Below are 18,292 nucleotides of genomic sequence, written 5' to 3'. Positions count from 1 at the left end.
CGCCGTCAGCCCATCGAACGCACCCGGTCGGGCTCGATGGTCAGGATGATCCGGATCTGGTCACGACCACCGAACCACGGGTACGGCCCACCGAGGTAGCGCTGCGCCAACTGGTCGATGTGCTCGGCGGCGCCCTCGGTGCTGGTGCGCACCACCCGCCCCCGGACCTCGTGGTAGCGGCCCGGCTTCTGCGGGTCGGAGATTGCCACCGCCACCCGTGGGTCCCGCCGGACGTTTCGGGTCTTCTGGTGGGTCTCGACGGTGTTGATCAGAACGTGTGTGCCGTCGGTGTCCACCCAGGTCTGGGTGAGCTGCGGTGAGCCGTCGGGCATCAGCGTCGTGACAAAGCAGGTGCTCGGCTCGCGCAGCAACGTGAGCAGGTCGTCGGGCAGATCCACGACACGGTCTCCTTCCGGGTGACCAACCTCGTGTTGATCACCCCTCCAACGGTCGCACGAAATGATCAACTCCGCCGGCTAGCGGCGACCGGTGCGGTGGCCGTACCACCCAGGTACCCCCCGCGCGGGGCGTCTCACCGGCCGCCGGGCCGGATCAGTGACCGGCGTTCTGCCCACCGTCGACGTGCAGGATCTCGCCAGTGACGAACGGGGCGGACTCGAGGTAGAGGACGGCGTCGACGACGTCGCTGGTCTCGCCCATCCGGCCGACCGGGTGCAGGCCCGCGAGCGTCTGGTGCGTCCCGACCGGGTGCATCGGGGTCTTGATGATGCCGGGCGCGACGGCGTTGACCCGTACGCCGCGCGCCGCGTACTCGATGGCCAGGGACTTGGTGGCCGAGCTGAGGCCACCCTTGGTCAGCGACGCGAGCGCCGACGGAACATTCGAGTTGGGCTGGTCGACGAAGCTGGTCGTGATGCTGACGATGTGCCCCGAGCCCCGGGCCAGCAGGTGCGGCAGGACGCGTCGGGTGAGGTGGAAGAAGCCGGCGAGGTTGACCCCGGTGACCAGGTCGAACTCCTCGTCGGTGTAGTCGGTGAACGGCTTGGCGACGAAGATGCCGGCGTTGTTCACCAGGGAGTCGATCCGCCCGAAGCGGTCCAGTGCGGCGCGAACCACCCGCTCGGCGGTGTCGGCCTCGGCGATGTCGCCCTGGACCGTGACGATCTCCGGGTCGCCGGACGCGCCGATCGAGCGCGAGGTCGCCACGACGCCGTACCCGAGCTTGCGGTAGGCGGCCACGAGGTCGGCGCCGATGCCCTGGGAGGCGCCGGTGATCACAACGACCTTCTGGCCCTGACTGCTGTTCATGGGGCTGCTGTTCATGAGGGAACCACCTTCACTAGACGACTGGTCTACTAAAAGCTAGCCGACCGGTCGTGTATCGTCGAGGCATGGGTCGGACCAGTGACGCGAAGAACAAGATTCTCGACGCGGCCGCCACGCTGATCGAGCAGCGCGGCTACACGGCGCTCGGCGTGGCCGAGATCTGCACGGCGGCGGGCGTGCCGAAGGGCAGCTTCTACTACTTCTTCGAGTCCAAGCAGGCGCTCGCCCGCACCGTCATCGACGAGCACTGGGTCACCCAGCGCCGCCAGTGGGAGCAGTTGCTCGGCAGCGAACGCGACCCGCTACAGCGGCTCCGGGACCTGTTCGAGGCCACCGAGGAGGTCCAGCGCGTCGGTCAGCAGAAGGCCGGCGTGGTCGCGGGCTGCCTGTTCGGCAACCTCGCCCTCGAACTCAGCAACCAGGCCGAGGAGATCCGCGCTCGGCTCCAAGAGATCTTCGAGGAGCAGATCAGCCTCATCGAGCAGGTCGTCGTCGAGGCGAAGGAGCGCGGCCTGGCGGGCTCTGCTGTCGACAGCCGGGAGGCCGCCCGATCGATCGTCGCGCAGATCGAGGGGCGGGTCCTGCTCGCGAAGCTGCTCAACGATCCGACCCAACTGGAGACGCTGTGGCGCAACTGCCTCGATCTCCTCCAGGTGCCGGCGCAGGCGCGGACCACCACCGGCTGAACGGACGACGGTCACTGACCGTCCACTCCGGGCGCACTGCGCGGCCGCTCAGTAGCATCGGCGAGGCACGATATTCAGGCGGACCACTCCCCGACCGGATCGAGCACTCGACATGACGACCGAGCAGACCACGTCTCCCCCGCGTGCCGGTGTCGGCATCGCCACTGCGGGGCTGGGCCAGAGCGTGCGGGGCGGTCGCCAGATCCTGACCGACATCTCCCTGAACATCGCGCCGGGCGAGCTGGTCGCGATCATCGGTGCCAGCGGCGCCGGCAAGACCACACTGCTGGAGATCCTCGCCGGGGTACAGCTACCGGCATCGGGCACCATGACGTACGACCGCACCGCCGCGGCCGACACCATCGGTGTCGTTCCGCAGGACGACATCATCCACCGCGAGCTGCCCCTGGCCCGCACCCTGCGGTACGCCGCCCGACTGCGCCTGCCCTCCACCACCGGGCCCGCCGAGATCAGTGAACGGGTCGCGGCGGTGCTCGCCGAGCTGCGGCTCACCGACCGGGCCACCACGCCGGTCGGCCTGCTCAGCGGCGGTGAACGCAAGCGCGCCAGCATCGCCGTCGAGCTGCTCACCCGGCCCGGCGTGTTCTTCCTGGACGAGCCCACCTCCGGATTGGACCCGGCGATCGCCGTGGAACTGCTCCGGGTGCTCCGCGCGCTCGCGGACACGGGCGCCACCGTCGTGCTGACCAGCCACCAGATCACCGACGTGGACCACTGCGACCGGGTCGTCGTGCTGACCCGTCAGGGCCGACTGGCGTTCACCGGCACCCCGGCCGCCGCCCAGGAGTTCTTCGGCGTGCGGTCCCTGGCCGAGGTGCACCTCCTGCTCGACGGAGCGACACAACCCGCCGAGTGGCCCGACCGCTTCGCCGAGCAGCGCCCGACCGAGCAGCCGTCCCGTACCACCGACGACGGTGACGTCGCCGCGACGCCGCTCCGGCGCGTCGGCCGCCTGCGCCAGTGGGCGGTCCTCACCGCGCGCAACGCGGAAATCGTCGTCCGCAACCGACTGACCCTGGCGATCCTGCTCGGCTCGCCGCTGATGGTGCTCGGCATGTTCGCGCTGCTGTTCCGCCCGGGAGCGTTCGAGCCGACCAGCCCCAGCCCGACGGTGACCGTGATGATCCTGTTCTGGATCGCGTTCGGCGGCTTCTTCTTCGGGTTGACCTACGGGCTCCTCCAGATCTGCACCGAGCTGCCGATCCTGCGCCGGGAGCGGCTGGCCGGGGTCCGGCTGGTCCCGTACCTGTTGGCGAAGGTGGCGGTGCTGCTGCCGCTGCTGGCCCTGGTGGACCTGGCTCTGCTCGGGGTGCTGCGCGGCATGGACCGGTTGCCGCCCGTCGGCGGCGCCGACTTCGCCGCCCTGTACGCGACACTGCTGCTCTCCTCGGCGGCGGCGCTCGCCCTCGGTCTGCTCTGCTCGGCGGCCGTGTCCGACGCGGCCCAGGCGACGCTCATGCTGCCGATGCTCTGCTTCCCACAGGTGCTGTTCGTCGGCGCGATCCTGCCGGTGCCGGCCATGGCTGTAGGTGGTCAGTGGCTCAGCTACGCGATGTCGAACCGGTGGGCGTTCGAGGGCTTGGGGCACACCGCCGGGGTGGAGCGGCTCTGGCGCGACGGTGGCTCCCCGCTCGGCCCGCCGCTGCTGGCCACGTACGGCGACAGCTTCTCCCGGCCGGTGTGGGTCGACTGGCTGGTGCTCGGCGGTTTCGTGCTGCTCTTCCTGGGCGCGGCCTGGGCGGTCCTGCTCCGACGGGATCCCCGTCGTGCGTCCTGACCCGACGCCGCCCGCCTCCCCCACGGCGCTGCCGGGTTACGCCGCCACCGGCCGGATCGACGAGCTGCGCGCCACCGAGTACCGACACCTGGACACCGACGGGCAGGTGTACCTCGACTACGCCGGGGCGGGGGTGGCCGCCCAGGCCCAGGTTCGCGCCCACCACGACCGGTTGCTCGCCGGCCTGTACAGCAACCCCCACTCGGAGAACCCGACGAGCGTGGCGGCGGGCTCCCTGGTGGAGTCGGCGCGACGTGCGGTGCTCGACTTCTTCCGCGCCGACCCGGACGAGTACGCGGTCATCTTCACCCCGAACGCCAGCGGCGCCTGCCGGCTGGTCGGCGAGGCGTACGACTTCGACCGGGCCGCGCCGCTGGTGCTCACCTGGGACAACCACAACTCGGTCAACGGCATCCGCGAGTACGCCCGCTCGGCCCGCGCGTCCGTACGCTACGTGCCACTCAGCGGGCCGGAGCTGCGGGTCGCCGAGTCGGCACTGGTCGCGGCGCTCGACAAAGGCCGCGGCAGCCTGGCCCGTCGGTGGGGTCGGCCCGGTCGGCGCGGGCTGTTCGCCTATCCGGCGCAGAGCAACTTCTCCGGGGTGCAGCACCCGCTGGGCTGGGTGGAGCTGGCCCACCAGCGCGGCTACGACGTGCTGCTCGACGCGGCCGCCTTCGCGCCGACGAACCGGCTGGACCTCAGCGTCGTCCGGCCGGATTTCGTCTGCCTGAGCTGGTACAAGCTCTTCGGCTACCCCACCGGGGTCGGCGCGCTGCTGGCCCGCCGTTCGGCGCTGGCCCGGTTGCGCCGGCCGTGGTTCGCCGGCGGCACGATCCGCGCGGTGAGCGTGCAGGGTGACTGGCACCGGCCGATGGACGACGAGTCGGCGTTCGAGGACGGCACGCTCAACTTCCTGAGCATCCCGGACGTGGCTTTCGGGCTGCGCTGGCTCGACTCGATCGGCGTGGACCTCGTTCACGCCCGGGTCGGCCTGCTCACCGAGTGGCTGCTGGAGCGGCTGGCCACCCTGCGGCACGACACCGGCGGACCGCTGGTCCAGGTGTACGGGCCGACGACGGGTGCGGGGCGCGGTGGCACGCTGACCTTCAACCTCCGCCACCCGGACGGCACGCTGTTCGACGAGCGGCTCGTGGCCAGGGAGGCGGCAGCGGCCGGTTTTTCCCTGCGTACCGGCTGTTTCTGCAACCCGGGCGCGGCCGAGGGCGCGTTCGGGATGAGCCGGACGTCGATGCGGCAGCGGCTGTTGGCGGGGGTCGACACGATCGACCAGTACCTCGCCGCGTTGGGGCTACCGACGGGCGGCGCGGTCCGCGTCTCGTTCGGACTGGCCTCCATCGCGACCGACGCGGAGCGCTTCGTCGACTTCGTCGCGTCGACCTACCTCAACCGGGACGTCGGTGCCGAGGCACCCCTGCCGCCCCGGCTGCGCTGCTGACCTGCCCGGCTAGCTGACCTGAGCCACCGGTGCCGGACGGTGCTTGATCTCCTCCATGAACGGGAACCGGGCGGTCAGCTCGGCGAACGTCAGGCCAGCCCGCCAGGCCGCGGCCACCTGGGCGACCTGCGCCAGGTCCATGACGTCACCGCGGGCGAGAACCTCTCCCGAGACGCGCAGGTCAATCATGAAGTATCGGGCCTGCGATCCCAGCCCCACGCAGATCACGCCCTCGTCGGAGTGCAGCTCGGCGCAGGTGAATCGGGCCCGCCCCTGCTCCGGCGCGGTCACCTGGCCCACGTCGAGCCCGTGGCGGGCAGCGGTTTCGATGAGCGCGGGGGCCAGGCCACCCCGCTCGACCAGATCCGGGTAGAGGCGCACACCCAGCGCCGTCGACGCCTCGCTCATGACTGACTCCCACTTCCTTGTGACAGAGACCAGCAGCACGCAGGTTACGGGAAAGTTTCCGGCACGCCTCGTCATCCTGTCCCCCGTGGACGCCCCACGGCAATAGGAAGGGTCGATTCGACAGCTATCGAGTAACCCTCGGCCGTGTCGAACTCCGTCGGTGGGCCGGCGCCGTCCACCTCGGAGACATCGAGAGATGGCGCTGCGACGACCGGGATCGGCGCTCCGCCGCTCACTGGTCATCATCGGGCGGTAACGGACGGTCGTGATATTGGAAACACTCTTGACAGAAAGACACCATATCGACATGCTTCGCTGTAGAGAGCGCTCTCTACCCTGGTAGACCCCCTCCACCACCCCCCAAGCTGAGGAGCCTCCCGTGTTCACAGCCCGGCCCAGCCTCCGCTTCCGTCCCCTCGTACTCCTGGCGGCCGCCCTCGTCGCGACCGCGACGGCGCTCGTCGTCCCGGCGCACCCCGACCGGGCCGAGGCCGCCATCGGCCCCATCAGCTGGCAGGACGAGTTCAACTCCCCCGCCGGCACGCCCGTCGACCAGAACAAGTGGCGGTTCGACACCGGCGGTGGCGGCTGGGGCAACAACGAGCGGCAGTACTACACGAACAGCACCAGCAACGCCGTCCACGACGGCCAGGGCAACCTCGTCATCACCGCCCGCCGGGACAACCCCGCCAACTACCAGTGCCACTACGGGCGCTGCGAGTACACGTCAGCACGGTTGCTGACGGCGGCCACCTTCACCCAGACGTACGGGCGGTTCGAGGCCCGGATCAAGGTCCCGCGTGGTCAGGGCATCTGGCCGGCCTTCTGGATGCTCGGCACCGGCGGCGGGTGGCCCGACGCTGGCGAGATCGACATCATGGAGAACATCGGCCGGGAGCCCAACACCGTCTACGGCACCGTGCACGGGCCCGGCTACTCCGGTGGCGGCGGCATCACGGGCAGCCGCACCCTCGGCGCGCCGCTCGCCGACACCTTCCACACCTACCGGGTGGACTGGGAGCCGAACGTCATCACCTGGTACGTCGACGGGGTGCAGTACCACCGGGTCGACCCCGCACGGCTCGGCGGCAGCCGCTGGGTGTTCGACCACCCCTTCTTCATGATCCTCAACGTGGCGGTCGGTGGTAACTGGCCCGGCTACCCGGACGGCTCGACCCAGTTCCCGCAGCAGATGCTCGTCGACTACGTCCGGGTGTCCAGCTACACCTCGGGTGGCGGGGGCGACCCGTCTCCCGGCACCAACCGGATCCGGGGCGCGCAGAGCGGTCGCTGCATCGACATCCCCGGCGCCAACCCGGTCGAGGGCGCCAAGCTCCAGATCTGGGACTGCAACACCACGGCGGCCCAGAGCTGGACCTTCGCCTCCGACGGGACCGTCCGCGCGATGGGCAAGTGCATGGACCCGGCCTGGGCCGGCACCGCCAACGGCACCGAGGTCAACCTGGTCAGTTGCAACGGCAACGCCGCGCAACGCTTCACCCTCAACGCCTCCGGCGACCTGGTCAACCTCAACGCCAACAAGTGCGTGGACGTACGGGAGGCCAACCCCAACAACGGCGGCAAGCTGCACCTGTGGGACTGCCTCGGCGCCGCCAACCAGAAGTGGTCTCGCATCTGACGATCCGAGTTCGAAGGCGTGGCCGCCCGAGGAGAGACTCGGGCGGCCCACCGCTGTCGGAGGGCTCCCGCTCACCTCGTCGAACCGGATTCCTCGATGGGCGCGGACGCTCGGCTTACGCCCACTATGTTCGGATTATCCAGAATCCGGCAGTTCCGGGAGTGAGCCCATGTCGCACCACCTCGATACGCCCCTGGCCGCCCAGGGCGGCCAGTTGTACATCGACGACCTGTACGTCTTCAACGGCGACCGCGCCACCGTGTTCGTCATGGACGTCAACAGCTCGGTGACCAAGGCCGACATCAAGCGCGGCTTCCACGCCGAGGCGCGTTACGAGATCAAGATTCACATCAACGGCACCGACGTGGAGGACCTGACCTACCGGTTCGCCTTCGGCGAGCCGGACAGCGACGCCCGGCAGGCCCTCCAGTTGTACGAGCTGACCGGAGCGGACGCCCGCGACGACGCCGCGATGGGCACCCCCATTGCCGAGGGGCGGACCGGCGAGGTGACGACCGGTGGCAACGTCCGGATCTGGGCCGGACGGATCACCGACCCCTTCTTCGTCGACCTCGACGAACTTGCCACCATCAACGGCGCGGTCAAGAACGGTTCGCCTGTGGACCGCTCCGCGTGGCGGGTCGACCAGGCCAAGAACAGCTTCGCCGGCACCACAGTCGAGTCGATCGTCCTCGAGGTCTCCCACGACGAGCCACTGCTGCGCGACGGCACCGAGATCGGCGTGTGGTGTCGCACCATGCTGGCCACCGACGCCGGCGGATGGCGGCAGATCAACCGCGCCGGCCACCCCATGATGTGGCCGATCTTCTGGCCCCACGACACCGACTTCTCCGACCCCGCCAACTTCCGGCACCCCAGCACCGACCTCACCGAGGGCGGCGAGGAGATCGCGAACGCTGTCGCCGGGGTGGTCAAGGCGAACGGCACCGCACCGGATCCGCAGGCGTACGGCTGGAGCGTCGCCCGGCAGCTCTACCCCGACCTGCTCTCGTACAAGGTCGGCACGGCCGCGAACTTCGGCTTCGCGGTCCGCAACGGGCGCACCCTGGCCGACAACGTGCCCGAGGTGATGTTCTCCCTGGTCCTCAACACCGGCACCACGGCCGGCCTCACCTCGGAGGTCACCAAGGCGGCCCGTTCCGCCACGTTCCCGTACGTGGTCGCTGCCTGAATCTGCTCGCGGGGCTCGGCGGCCGGCACGGCGCCGAGCCCTTGCCGTGCGCGCCCTCCGCGACGGCCGGGAGCGCAGCTCCGGGCCACCTGGGATCGCCCGCGGCCACCGGGTGAAGCTCGCGCGATTCCGGCCCGTATGGGCGTTTTGCGTAGATAGTCTCTTAAGTGCTTGTCAGGGTTCCATAGGACAAAGGAGACTCGATGCGTAGAAAGATTCTCGCGGGCTTGGCCGGCGTTGCCGCCGTCGTCGCGCTCGCCGGACCGGCCGCCGCGGACACGACGGGCGACACGATCGTGACCCTCACCGTCGACGCAGCCGGCGGCCTGTCGATCACCGTGCCGGCGACGGCGAACATCGGAAACGGCGTGGAGGGCACTACCGTCTCCGGCCAGCTCGGCCCGGTCACCGTGCTGGATCAGCGCGGGGCGCTCACCCCCAACTGGACCGCAAACGTCATCTCCACCGACTTCACTACCGGCGGCGGCTCCTCCGGGGAGACGATCCCCAACATCAACGTCCTGTACTGGTCCGGCCCCGCCACGGCGACCGCCGGTGGTGGCACCTTCACGCCGGGTCAGCCGACCGCCGCCCAGCAGGTGATCATCAACGTTCCGCGCACGGCGATGAGCCACACCGGCGGCACCGGCAACAACTTCGCCACCTGGAACCCCACGCTGGTGGTGAACGTGCCCGTCGGCACCGTCCAGGGTGTCTACACGGGGACGGTGACACATTCGGTGTTCTGAGCCGCTGGGCCGGCTGGTGCTGCTGGCCTCGGTCGCCCTCGTGGCGCTCGGGGTTTCGGCGGCACCAGCCGTTGCCGTGCGGGAGCAGCGACAGGACCCGGCCGAAGAAGCCGCGATCAGCATCCGGATGCTGGACATCCCGGCCAGTCGGGTGCAGGATCCCCGGGCCCAGGTCTACATAGTGGATCACCTGAAGCCGGGGACGACGATCAACCGCCGGGTCGAGGTGCAGAACACCTCCGCCGAGACGCAGAAGATCGAGTTCTATTCCGGCGCCGCGTCGGTCGAGAACAACGCCTTCACAGTGCCCGAGGGGCGTACGGGCAACGAACTCAGCGGGTGGATCCGGCTGAAGACCGCCACCATGGAACTGGACCCGGGTGAGCGACAACCGGTCGAGGTCGAGCTCGCCGTGCCGAAGAAGGCATCGAAGGGCGAGCGGTACGCGGCGATCTGGGCGCAGGTCACCAGCGCGAAGGAACGCACCGGCAACGTCACCCAGATCCACCGGGTGGGCATCCGGGTCTACCTCGACGTCGGTCCGGGCGGTGAGCCGCCAACGGACTTCCGGATCGAGGGGTTGGCCGCGGAGCCCGGCGTCGGTGAGTTCCCGGTGGTCACCGCGAAGGTCACCAACACCGGCGAACGCGCACTGGACATGACCGGCACCCTGTCGCTGACCAAGGCGGCAGTCCAGGCCGGCCCGTTCAAGGTGACCAACGGGGTGACGATCCTGCCCGGTCAGAGCGGTCAGGTGCGGATCGACGTCAACCAGGCCCTGCCCGCCGGGACCTGGGACGTGCACGCGAAGCTCGCCAGCGGCACCGTGGAGCGCACCGCGACCGGGAAGATCGTCCTCCCTGTCGCAGCGCCGATGACTGTCGCGACGTCCAGCGGGCCGAGTTGGCTCGTCTACACGGTCGGCGGCATCGCCCTGCTGGTGCTGGTCACTCTTGGTGGCTGGTACCTCGTCCGCCGGCACCGGACCCAGCTGGCCTGAGGTTCCCCGACAGAGACTGCCCGGCCGTTCCGAAGGGAACGGCCGGGCAGCGACGTCTGACGGGACGGGCTGGCCGGGCTAGATGACCGAGTGCGTCACGACCGCCGCGTAGTCGCCGACCACCACCCCGGACGGGAGCGTCACCAACAGCGAGGGGTTCCAGGTGGCGGAGTTCGGGCCTCCAGTTTGGCCGGACCACCCGGCGGCCGTACGCGGCGTGTTCAGCACCGCCCCGGGCTGCGGGACGAAGGATCCGACACCGGTGCTGGCAAGGAGGGGCCCGGAGGCGTACGTGATGTTGCTGTTGGGAATGGTCTCGCCACCCGAGCCGGAGCCCGTGGTGAAGCTGGTGCTGGAGACGACGCTGACCCAGTTACCGGAGAACGGCCCGCGGTCGTCGGTGACTGTCACCGGACCGAGTTGGCCCGAGACGCCGGTCGTGCCGGAGGTGACAGTGCCGAGCGCAGAGATCGCCGGGACGCTGATGGAGAGCCCACCGAGCGGGCTGATGACCAGCTCGACAGGTCGGGTCGCGGACTGGTCGAACGAGTCGGTCACCCGGACGGTGAACGGGAACGTGCCGGACACTGTGGGTGTGCCGGAGAGCAGTCCGGTGACCGGGTCGAGGGTCAGCCCGGCGGGCAGGCTCCCGGCGCTGACCGACCAGGTGAACGGGCCCGTGCCGCCGGTCACCGTCAGCTGGTACTGGTACGGGTCGTACGCCTTGCCGGGTGGGGGCGGCGGGAAGGTCAGCGTCGGCGACGCGTTGACCGTCACCGACGCGGAGGGGGCCGACTGTGGGCCGGTCCCACCGGCGTTCGTCGCGGCCACCCGGAAGGTGTACGTGGCACCGGCGGTCAGCCCTGTGACGATCTGGGTCGTGGCGGTTCCGCTGAAGACCCGGGGCGCCTGCGCCACGCCGCCGAGATACGGCGTGACTGTGTAACCGGTGATCGGCGACCCCCCGTTGGCCGGGGCCGTCCAGCTCACCGTGGCGGCGTTGGTTCCGGCGGTGGCCGAGGCGTTCGTCGGTGCTCCTGGCAGTGTGTACGGGACCACCGCCGCCGAGGGTGGGCTGGCCGCGCCGGTCCCGAACGCGTTCACCGCCGCCACCCGGAAGGTGTACGACGCGCCGGCCGTCAGCCCGGTCAGGGTGCGGCTCGTGGTGGAGGCGTCGAAGGTGAGAGTCGGTTGGGTGACGCCGTCCCGGATCGGGGTGATCAGGTAGCTGGTGATCGGGCTGCCGTTGTTCGCCGGCGCGACCCAGCTCACTGTGGCGCTGGTGACGCCCGCGACCGCTGTGGGCGTGGTCGGTACGCCCGGCGTGGACGCGTAGACGAAGTTCGCCGATCCGGCGGAGCCCCGGGTGACGACGCTGACCGTGACAGTCGCCGGGCTGGACCGGGCGGGCATGGCGGAGATGGCGAGGGTGCCGTCGGGGTTCACCGTGAAGCAGCCGGCGGCCGGGCCGGAGGTGCACGGCACCAGCAGCACCGACGTGCCGGCCTGCTGCTCGGCGGCCGTACCGATGGTGATCGCTGTCGCTCCGGTGAGGTTGCTGCCGCCGACGGTGACCGGGACGCCCCCGGAGACCGAGCTCTGGGCCGGGGTGACGGTGACGCCGCTGGGTGCGGTGGCCGGCGCTACCGGCGTGGTGCTGGTGGCCAGGCCCGGGTTCGCGTCGATCGACGACGAGGTCGCCACCGTCGCGGTCTGGATCTGCGTCGGTGTCACGCCGGTACCGGTGACTGTCGCGACGACAGTGATGGGCGGCAGGGAGGTGCCGGCGGCGAACGGGCCGTTGCTGTTGGTGCAGGTGATGGTCTGTCCGGACGGTGCGGCGCAGACCCAGCCGGGGCCGTACGCGGCGCGGGGGACGACGCCAGCGGGCACGGTCTGGGTGACCGAGATCGGTGACGTCTCGGCGGCGCCGGCATCGACCCCGGCGGTGATCGAGTAGGTGACCGGGTCACCGGGCTGCGGGGCGGCCCCGACCGCGCTGGTCTGCGTCACGTTCAGGTCCGGTACCGGGTTGAAGCTGACCGCCCGAGCGTTGTCGACCTCGTGGAAGTCGGTGACCGAGCCGGTCGAGCCCACCCAGCCGAAGGCGAGTTGTCGGGGGTAGCCGCTGGCGTTCAGCCAGGTCGGCGACGGGTACAGGCTCGGCGACACGACCGGGAGGCTGCCGGCCAGCGTCCGCGCCGCGCCGCCGACCGGGGTGAACCTGACCCGGTACTCCCCGGCCGGAACGGTGATGCCGGTGTCGGTGGTGAACGGCGACGGGGTGGTGTTGGCGACCACCTCGACCGGCACCACCGAGGCGGGTCGGGTGGCGGCCCGCAACGCGAGTGCCGCCGAGGATGTGGTGGTGGCGGTGCTGTTGATCGCGCAGTAGCCGACCGCGTTGCGGCCCGGCCCCCGGATCACGACCTGGCCGGGAACCCGGCCGTTGGTGGTCGAGATGTACGGCGGGTTCGTGCAGCCGGTCCCCTGGTAGGTGCTGTTGCTGAAGTTGCCGAAGACGTCCAGCCCGATGCCGAGGTAGCCGTTGGAGAGGCCCGCCGACACCCCGTTGAACGCCGCCGAGTAGCCCAACGAGCCGCCCGGCTGGCCGAGGGTGGACGGGGGTCTCGGGTTCGCCGGGTCGACGGCGGCCAGGACGAAGGCGAGGCCGTCCGCACCGGGGTTGATGCCGCCGTACTGGTAGGTGTTGAAGCTGACGTGCAGTCCCTGCGAGGTGGGCACGCTCACCGCGCCGAACACCCCGCCCTGGCGGGTGATGGCGGCGGGGGTGAGGCGCAGCTTGCCGGAGCCCTGCGGGTCGGTGGAGCTGGTGCAGCTGAGCAGCGGGCCGATGGTGGAGTTGCCTGCCGCGCTCAGGCAGGCGGCGTTGGTGGCGAGGAGGCCGGGCACCGCGGGTACCGCCACAGCGCCGACGCCGTTCGCGGTGTTGTTGTGGAAGGGCTGGTCGAACAGCACGGAGCCGGCCGCCGAGGCCGGGAGTGGCGCGACCGCGAGCACTCCCACGGTCACGGCTACCGCCAGCGCTGCGATGCTGCTCGGACGACGCCGGCCCCGAAACGACATGCCCACTCCCAGCTTTCACTCGAGTCCCGAGCTGGACTATATCCCCCAAAAACACCCATATTTCTCTTACCGGCATAAAGCGGGCTGGTGCCCGGCCGCGCAAAATTGGACCGACCTCCTCGGTCACGCCGGGGAGGTCGGTCCGCTGAGACTGGAAGCTGTCAGCCCTCGATGTCCCGAGGGTCACGGCTGCGGGGGTAGGTGTTCTTCTCCCCGATCGTGCCGTCCTGCTTCTTGATCACGTGTTCGACGCCGCGGTCGGCCGCCATCTCGCGGCCCTGGGCCTGCGCGTCGGCCTTCACGTCATGCGTGCTGCTGGCGCGCTCCTGGCCCTCCGGCTTGTTCTTCCACTGCCCGTCCTCGTGGTACGTGTCGACGTCACCCTTGGCCATGACCGGCTCCTCCCTGCGTCTGCGCTGTCCCCCGAATCAGTGCCCCCGAGCCGCGCCGGGCAAACTGCCGTCCTCAGGAGGCGGCCGGGCAGTTGTTGCTCACCCGCCGCAGGATCTGTTCGCGCTCGTCCGTGGTGATGCCCGACGGCGTGCCGTCGAAGTGGGTCTCGACCTTGTCCCAGCCACGGCGCTGCTCGTAGTGCAGGTGCGGCGCTCCGGAGTTGCCGGTGCTGCCGAGCCGCCCGATCTGGTCACCCTGGGCGACCTTCTGACCGACAGTGACCAGCGGCGGTTCGAGCATGTGCAGGTACTGCGTCTCCCACTTGCCGCCGTGGTCGATCTTCACCCAGTAGCCGCCGCCGCGCCCCCGTGGGCCCTCCGGGTTCTCCGGGTTGCGGCCGCCCAGCGAGCCGTTGATGCCCGCCACCGTGACAGTCCCGGCGTACGACGCGAGCACCGGCCGCCCCCACGTCTCGCCCTCGACGGGGAAGAAGTCGACGTCGTAGTCGTCGTGACCGGGGTAGGTGCTGAGCTGCCACGTCTCGCCGCAGGTCACCGGCATCTGGAAGAGCGGGCGCGGCCCGGCCGGTCGCAGCATCGGCAGCGCCACCACCGCGACGCCCAGGACGGCCGCTGTCGCGACGAGCGCGAGGACGACGCGGATGGCACGGCTTCGTGGGCGGCGGTGGGAACGGGCTCTGGTCGGGCGGCCGGTCGTCACCGGCCCGAGCATGGCAGATCCCGGCAACATGTCGACTCCGAGGTCGCGCCCCGATGCAGTGACATTGCAGTCGCATCGTGAACGAGATAGCGTGGGATGCAATGCAGTCGTATTGCAACGAGAGTGGGCTCCCATGCACGTGATCGCGTTGTCCGAGGTGACCGCCGCCATGACCGCCCTGGTCGGCGGCAAGGCGGCCGGGCTGGGCGAGCTGATCCGGCACGGCGAGCAGGTCCCCGACGGTTTCTGCGTCACCACCGAGGCACACCGGCTCGGCGTCGTCCCCACTGCCGAGGTCGTCGCCGCGTACCAGCGGCTCGGTGCGGGCCCGGTGGCGGTGCGCTCCAGCGCCACCGCCGAGGACCTGCCGGACGCGAGCTTCGCCGGGCAGCAGGACACCGTCCTCAACGTCACCGGCACCGCCGAGCTGATCGCCGCGATCGAGAAATGCTGGGCTTCGCTGCACGGCGACCGCGCGACCGCGTACCGCGACGCCCGTAGCATCGATCATGCAGCGGTGGAGATGGCCGTCGTCGTGCAGCGCATGGTCACCCCCACCGTGGCGGGAGTGCTGTTCACAGCGAACCCGCTGACCGGCCGCCGTGACGAGATGGCCGTCGACGCCGCGCCCGGCCTCGGCACGACGGTGGTGGACGGCGCAACGGCAGTCGACCACTACATCCTCGACGACGTCACGCGCGCCGAGGCCGGATGCCTGACGTCCACGCAGCTGGCCCGCCTCCGCGTCACCGGCGAGCGGTTGCAGGCCCACTTCGGCTGCCCACAGGACGTCGAGTGGGCGATCGACGCGGACGACGTGCTGTGGCTCCTCCAGTCCCGGCCGGTCACCAGCCTGTTCCCCGCCCCACCCCGCAGCGAGAAGCCCCTCCCCCGTGTCTACCTGGAGTTCGGGCACGTCCAGGGCATGCTGCAACCGGTCACCCCGATGGGCATGTCGACCCTGCGGACGCAGATCGCCGCGATGCTCGCCGCGCTCGGGGTACGGGTCGAGATCGTCGACATCGGCGGCCGCCTCTACGGCGACCTGACCGACCTCGCACGCGACCGGTCGTCCCGCAAGCGACTGGTGAAGCTCCTGGCTGTCGACTTCGGGCCGCGCGCCCAGGCGGTGATGCAGCACGTGCTGGCGGATCCCCGGTTCGCCCCGACCAGCGTCGGTGCCCGCCGCGGTGGGGCACCGGGGGCCGCGTCGCTGCGGACAGCCGGTCGCGCGGTGGTGGGGATCCTGCGGGCGCTCGCCCGTCCCGAGGCTGCGCGGGCCCGGATGTTCGAGGCGATCGAGCAGCTGAGGGTACGCTCGGCCGCCCCCGCCGACCTGCGTACCGCCGCCGACCGGCTGCGCTTCGTCCAGGCGCAGGACGCCGACGCCGACGACAGCGCCGACGCGATCATGTGGCCGATCGTCGCCGGGATGCTCGCCGCCGCTCTGCCGACCACGTTGCTCAAGGGCGTCGCCGGCCCGGACGAGATCCACACCGTGCTGGGTGGCATGCCGCACAACGTCACCATCGAGATGGACCTGGCCCTGTGGCGGCTCGCCCAGGGCGCGGGCGAGCACCGCCAGCTTCTCCTCGACACCCCGCCGGCCGAGTTGGCCGCACGCCACCTGCGCGGCACGCTGCCCGACATCGGCATGACGACCTTCCTGGACGTCTACGGTCACCGGGGCGTCGCCGAAGTCGACCTCGGGGTGCCGCGCTGGGCGGAGGATCCGACGCCGGTCTTCGCCGCGGTCGCCAACTACCTGCGGGTCACCGATCCGCGACAGGGCCCCGACCAGCGCTTCCAGCGGGCCACCTCGGTGGCGGAGTCAGCGCTGCGGGAGTTGGCCACGCGGGCTCGCCGTCGGCGGCCGGTGCGGGGCAGGATCGCCGGTTTCCTGTTGCGCCGGGCGCGATCATTGGCCGGCCTGCGCGAGGCCGGCAAGTTCGCCGGGCTGTACCCGCTGCGCGAAACCCGCCGCCAACTGCTGCTCATCGGCGCCGACCTGCACGGCTCCGGCCTGCTGGACCAGCCCGACGACATCATGTTCCTGACCCTCGACGAGGTGCACACCGCCGTACACCAGGGTGTTGATCTGCGTGGCACCGTCACCGCCCGACGGGCGGTGCACCGCCGGGAGCTGCGGCGTCGGACGGTGCCGGTGGCACTGCTCTCCGACGGCACCGACGTCGAGACCGTCCTGCCGGCGACCTCGTCCGGCGACGGGACACTCGCCGGAGTGGGTGCGTCGGCAGGCCGGGTGACCGGCCCCGCCCGGGTCGTGCACGACCCGGGCACCGCCCACGTCGAGCCCGGCGACGTCCTGGTGGCCGCGACCACGGACCCCGGCTGGACCCCGCTGTTCCTCACCGCGGCGGCGCTGGTCACCGAGACCGGAGCGATCATGGCGCACGGCCCGACGGTGGCCCGTGAGTACGGCATTCCCGCCGTCATCTGCGTGCCCGACGCCACCCGGACCATCACCACGGGGCAGCTCGTCACAGTGGACGGCGGTGCCGGAACCGTCACGCTGCACTGACCGTCGGCCCCCGAGCGAGAAGGACGACCATGACCGACACGAAGACGCCAACCAGGGCGCGGGTGGGCTCGCTGCTGCGTCGGGCCGTCGAGGCCGAGGCCGCGACGTGGCGCAGCCTGTACGCGTGGGCGCGGCGACGCCCACTACCGCTGGGGCCCGGCGACGAGCCGTTCGGCTACCTCGGCGTGGTCAAGCCGATCCTGGGCATCTTCATCGGCCTGTCGGTAGTGGAGATCCCGATCTTCGACGTGGTGGTCACCCACGTGGTGCCGTGGCGTCCCGCCCGCTGGATCGTGCTGGGCCTCGGCATCTGGGGTCTGCTCTGGATGATCGGCCTGTTCGCCAGCATGACCCTCCACCCTCACGTCGTGGGCGACCGGGGCCTGCGGGTGCGGCTCAGCTGGGGCATCGACATCTGGATCCCGTGGACGGACGTCGAGGCCCTGCGCAAGCGCTACCGCTCGCTGCCGTCGAGCAGATCGGTGCAGGTCGAGCAGGAGGGCGACCGCCAGGTGGTGTCCATCTCGGTCGGCAGCCAGACCAGCATCGACGTCCTGCTGCGTCGGCCGCTGACCTTCGACCTGCCCAAGACCGGGTCCACGCCGATGAACGAGCTGCGACTGTACGCCGACGACCCGGACGGCCTGCTGCGCAGCGCGCGGGGCACTCCGGTGAGCCACATCGTCAGCCGGTGACCGCCGCGCTGGCGGAGTCTCCGGGCCACCCACTGTGAAACGATCGAGGTCATGCCCAAGAAGGTCGATCACCAGGAGCGACGCACCCTCATCGCGGACGCGCTGATGCGGGTCGCCGCGGATCAGGGCCTGGAGGCCGTCAGCCTCCGACACGTGGCTGCCGAGGCCGGCGTGTCCGCCGGGATGGTCCAGCACTACTTCCGAACCAAGGACGAGATGATGGCGTTCGCGTTGAGCGTGGTGCGTGAGCGCAGCCAGTTCCGTGTCACCGAGGCGGTGGCACGGCTGGGTGAGACCCCGTCGCCTCGGCTGCTGCTACGCACGATGCTCGCCGCGCTGCTGCCGCTCGACGAAGGCACCCGCGACAACGGGCGGGTGGCACTCGCGTTCCTCGCCTACACGGCGGTGCGACCGTCGGCCGCGCCCAGCCTGCACGAGGACACCGCGCAGTTCACCACCTTCATCGCCAGCGTCCTGCCCGACCGCCACGACGCCGCCGCCGCGGCTGGCCTGCTGGCGCTGATGGAAGGGCTCGGTGTCTACCTGCTCGGCGGGCAGTACACCGCCGAACAGGCGCTGGGCGCACTGGACGCCCACCTCGACCTGCTCTTCGGCTGATCCCGTCGTAGCTGGCCGTTGG

16 protein-coding genes are annotated in these 18,292 nt (G+C 70.7%); 10 read left to right on the top strand and 6 right to left on the bottom strand.

The genetic code is table 11. From position 1 onward, the window contains the following. Positions 1-5: 5 nt before the first annotated feature. Positions 6-398, bottom strand: a complete 393-nt coding sequence (locus NIE79_RS02900) for a PPOX class F420-dependent oxidoreductase (protein WP_238677052.1) — start codon at positions 396-398, stop codon at positions 6-8. Positions 399-552: 154 nt separating this feature from the next. Further along, positions 553-1,284 carry an SDR family NAD(P)-dependent oxidoreductase gene (locus NIE79_RS02895; RefSeq protein ID WP_238677051.1) on the bottom strand — a complete coding sequence of 244 codons (732 nt, stop codon included), beginning with the start codon at positions 1,282-1,284 and terminating at the stop codon, positions 553-555. A gap of 68 nt (positions 1,285-1,352) precedes the next feature. Between NIE79_RS02895 and NIE79_RS02890 the strand changes: the two genes are divergently transcribed. From NIE79_RS02890 to NIE79_RS02880, 3 genes are all read left to right on the top strand, one after another. Continuing rightward, positions 1,353-1,973 carry a TetR family transcriptional regulator C-terminal domain-containing protein gene (locus NIE79_RS02890; RefSeq protein WP_238677050.1) on the top strand — a complete coding sequence of 207 codons (621 nt, stop codon included), beginning with the start codon at positions 1,353-1,355 and terminating at the stop codon, positions 1,971-1,973. Between the two features lie 112 nt (positions 1,974-2,085). Next, on the top strand, positions 2,086-3,771 hold the full coding sequence (locus NIE79_RS02885) for an ABC transporter ATP-binding protein/permease (RefSeq protein WP_238677049.1): 1,686 nt from the start codon (positions 2,086-2,088) through the stop codon (positions 3,769-3,771). Next, complete coding sequence (locus NIE79_RS02880; RefSeq protein WP_238677048.1) at positions 3,761-5,227, top strand: aminotransferase class V-fold PLP-dependent enzyme; 1,467 nt, start codon at positions 3,761-3,763, stop codon at positions 5,225-5,227. The genes NIE79_RS02885 and NIE79_RS02880 overlap by 11 nt, the downstream gene beginning before the upstream one ends. Before the next feature lie 9 nt (positions 5,228-5,236). Here the strand turns inward: NIE79_RS02880 and NIE79_RS02875 are convergent, their stop codons facing one another. Next, a complete protein-coding gene (locus NIE79_RS02875) occupies positions 5,237-5,635 on the bottom strand; it encodes a hypothetical protein (RefSeq protein WP_238677047.1) in 399 nt (132 codons plus the stop codon). Positions 5,636-6,014: 379 nt separating this feature from the next. On the opposite strand from NIE79_RS02875, the gene NIE79_RS02870 reads away from it, so the two are divergent. The 4 genes from NIE79_RS02870 to NIE79_RS02855 all read left to right on the top strand — a co-directional run bounded on the left by NIE79_RS02870 (position 6,015) and on the right by NIE79_RS02855 (position 10,215). Next, positions 6,015-7,274, top strand: coding sequence for a glycoside hydrolase family 16 protein (locus NIE79_RS02870; RefSeq protein ID WP_238677046.1), 1,260 nt, complete (start codon positions 6,015-6,017; stop codon positions 7,272-7,274). A gap of 169 nt (positions 7,275-7,443) precedes the next feature. Then, a complete protein-coding gene (locus NIE79_RS02865) occupies positions 7,444-8,466 on the top strand; it encodes a DUF4331 family protein (protein ID WP_238677045.1) in 1,023 nt (340 codons plus the stop codon). Between the two features lie 203 nt (positions 8,467-8,669). Then, the gene (locus tag NIE79_RS02860) at positions 8,670-9,215 is read left to right on the top strand and encodes a hypothetical protein (RefSeq protein WP_238677044.1); all 546 of its coding nucleotides are present in this window, start codon (positions 8,670-8,672) and stop codon (positions 9,213-9,215) included. A 16-nt stretch (positions 9,216-9,231) separates the two neighbouring features. After that, the gene (locus tag NIE79_RS02855; RefSeq protein ID WP_238677043.1) at positions 9,232-10,215 is read left to right on the top strand and encodes a COG1361 family protein; all 984 of its coding nucleotides are present in this window, start codon (positions 9,232-9,234) and stop codon (positions 10,213-10,215) included. A gap of 78 nt (positions 10,216-10,293) precedes the next feature. Here the strand turns inward: NIE79_RS02855 and NIE79_RS02850 are convergent, their stop codons facing one another. The 3 genes from NIE79_RS02850 to NIE79_RS02840 all read right to left on the bottom strand — a co-directional run bounded on the left by NIE79_RS02850 (position 10,294) and on the right by NIE79_RS02840 (position 14,415). After that, positions 10,294-13,302: a fibronectin type III domain-containing protein gene (locus tag NIE79_RS02850; RefSeq protein WP_238677042.1), complete on the bottom strand. Its 3,009-nt coding sequence runs from the start codon at positions 13,300-13,302 to the stop codon at positions 10,294-10,296. A 161-nt stretch (positions 13,303-13,463) separates the two neighbouring features. Next, positions 13,464-13,694 carry a DUF2188 domain-containing protein gene (locus NIE79_RS02845; RefSeq protein WP_091401205.1) on the bottom strand — a complete coding sequence of 77 codons (231 nt, stop codon included), beginning with the start codon at positions 13,692-13,694 and terminating at the stop codon, positions 13,464-13,466. 73 nt (positions 13,695-13,767) lie between these two features. Further along, the gene (locus tag NIE79_RS02840) at positions 13,768-14,415 is read right to left on the bottom strand and encodes a M23 family metallopeptidase (RefSeq protein WP_372471402.1); all 648 of its coding nucleotides are present in this window, start codon (positions 14,413-14,415) and stop codon (positions 13,768-13,770) included. Between the two features lie 133 nt (positions 14,416-14,548). On the opposite strand from NIE79_RS02840, the gene NIE79_RS02835 reads away from it, so the two are divergent. Genes NIE79_RS02835 through NIE79_RS02825 form a run of 3 tightly spaced genes read left to right on the top strand, consistent with a single transcriptional unit; the run spans position 14,549 to position 18,270 of the window. Further along, positions 14,549-16,957, top strand: a complete 2,409-nt coding sequence (locus NIE79_RS02835) for a PEP/pyruvate-binding domain-containing protein (RefSeq protein ID WP_238677041.1) — start codon at positions 14,549-14,551, stop codon at positions 16,955-16,957. A 29-nt stretch (positions 16,958-16,986) separates the two neighbouring features. Then, on the top strand, positions 16,987-17,652 hold the full coding sequence (locus tag NIE79_RS02830; RefSeq protein ID WP_238677040.1) for a hypothetical protein: 666 nt from the start codon (positions 16,987-16,989) through the stop codon (positions 17,650-17,652). A 51-nt stretch (positions 17,653-17,703) separates the two neighbouring features. Next, positions 17,704-18,270, top strand: a complete 567-nt coding sequence (locus NIE79_RS02825) for a TetR/AcrR family transcriptional regulator (RefSeq protein ID WP_238677039.1) — start codon at positions 17,704-17,706, stop codon at positions 18,268-18,270. The last annotated feature ends 22 nt before the right edge of the window (positions 18,271-18,292 follow it).

The organism is Micromonospora trifolii (assembly GCF_022229005.1).
Taxonomy (GTDB): Bacteria; Actinomycetota; Actinomycetes; order Mycobacteriales; family Micromonosporaceae; genus Micromonospora; species Micromonospora trifolii.
The sequence above is the reverse complement of the archived record's forward strand: the minus strand, read 5'-3'. Positions and strand labels throughout refer to the sequence as shown.

Coding starts and splice junctions, on each gene's coding strand:
- NIE79_RS02895 (WP_238677051.1), bottom strand. CDS start 1,284: ATGAACAGCAGCCCCATGAACAGCAGTCAGGGCCAGAAGGTCGTTGTG.
- NIE79_RS02890 (WP_238677050.1), top strand. CDS start 1,353: ATGGGTCGGACCAGTGACGCGAAGAACAAGATTCTCGACGCGGCCGCC.
- NIE79_RS02885 (WP_238677049.1), top strand. CDS start 2,086: ATGACGACCGAGCAGACCACGTCTCCCCCGCGTGCCGGTGTCGGCATC.
- NIE79_RS02875 (WP_238677047.1), bottom strand. CDS start 5,635: ATGAGCGAGGCGTCGACGGCGCTGGGTGTGCGCCTCTACCCGGATCTG.
- NIE79_RS02865 (WP_238677045.1), top strand. CDS start 7,444: ATGTCGCACCACCTCGATACGCCCCTGGCCGCCCAGGGCGGCCAGTTG.
- NIE79_RS02860 (WP_238677044.1), top strand. CDS start 8,670: ATGCGTAGAAAGATTCTCGCGGGCTTGGCCGGCGTTGCCGCCGTCGTC.
- NIE79_RS02850 (WP_238677042.1), bottom strand. CDS start 13,302: ATGTCGTTTCGGGGCCGGCGTCGTCCGAGCAGCATCGCAGCGCTGGCG.
- NIE79_RS02845 (WP_091401205.1), bottom strand. CDS start 13,694: ATGGCCAAGGGTGACGTCGACACGTACCACGAGGACGGGCAGTGGAAG.
- NIE79_RS02835 (WP_238677041.1), top strand. CDS start 14,549: ATGCACGTGATCGCGTTGTCCGAGGTGACCGCCGCCATGACCGCCCTG.
- NIE79_RS02830 (WP_238677040.1), top strand. CDS start 16,987: ATGACCGACACGAAGACGCCAACCAGGGCGCGGGTGGGCTCGCTGCTG.
- NIE79_RS02825 (WP_238677039.1), top strand. CDS start 17,704: ATGCCCAAGAAGGTCGATCACCAGGAGCGACGCACCCTCATCGCGGAC.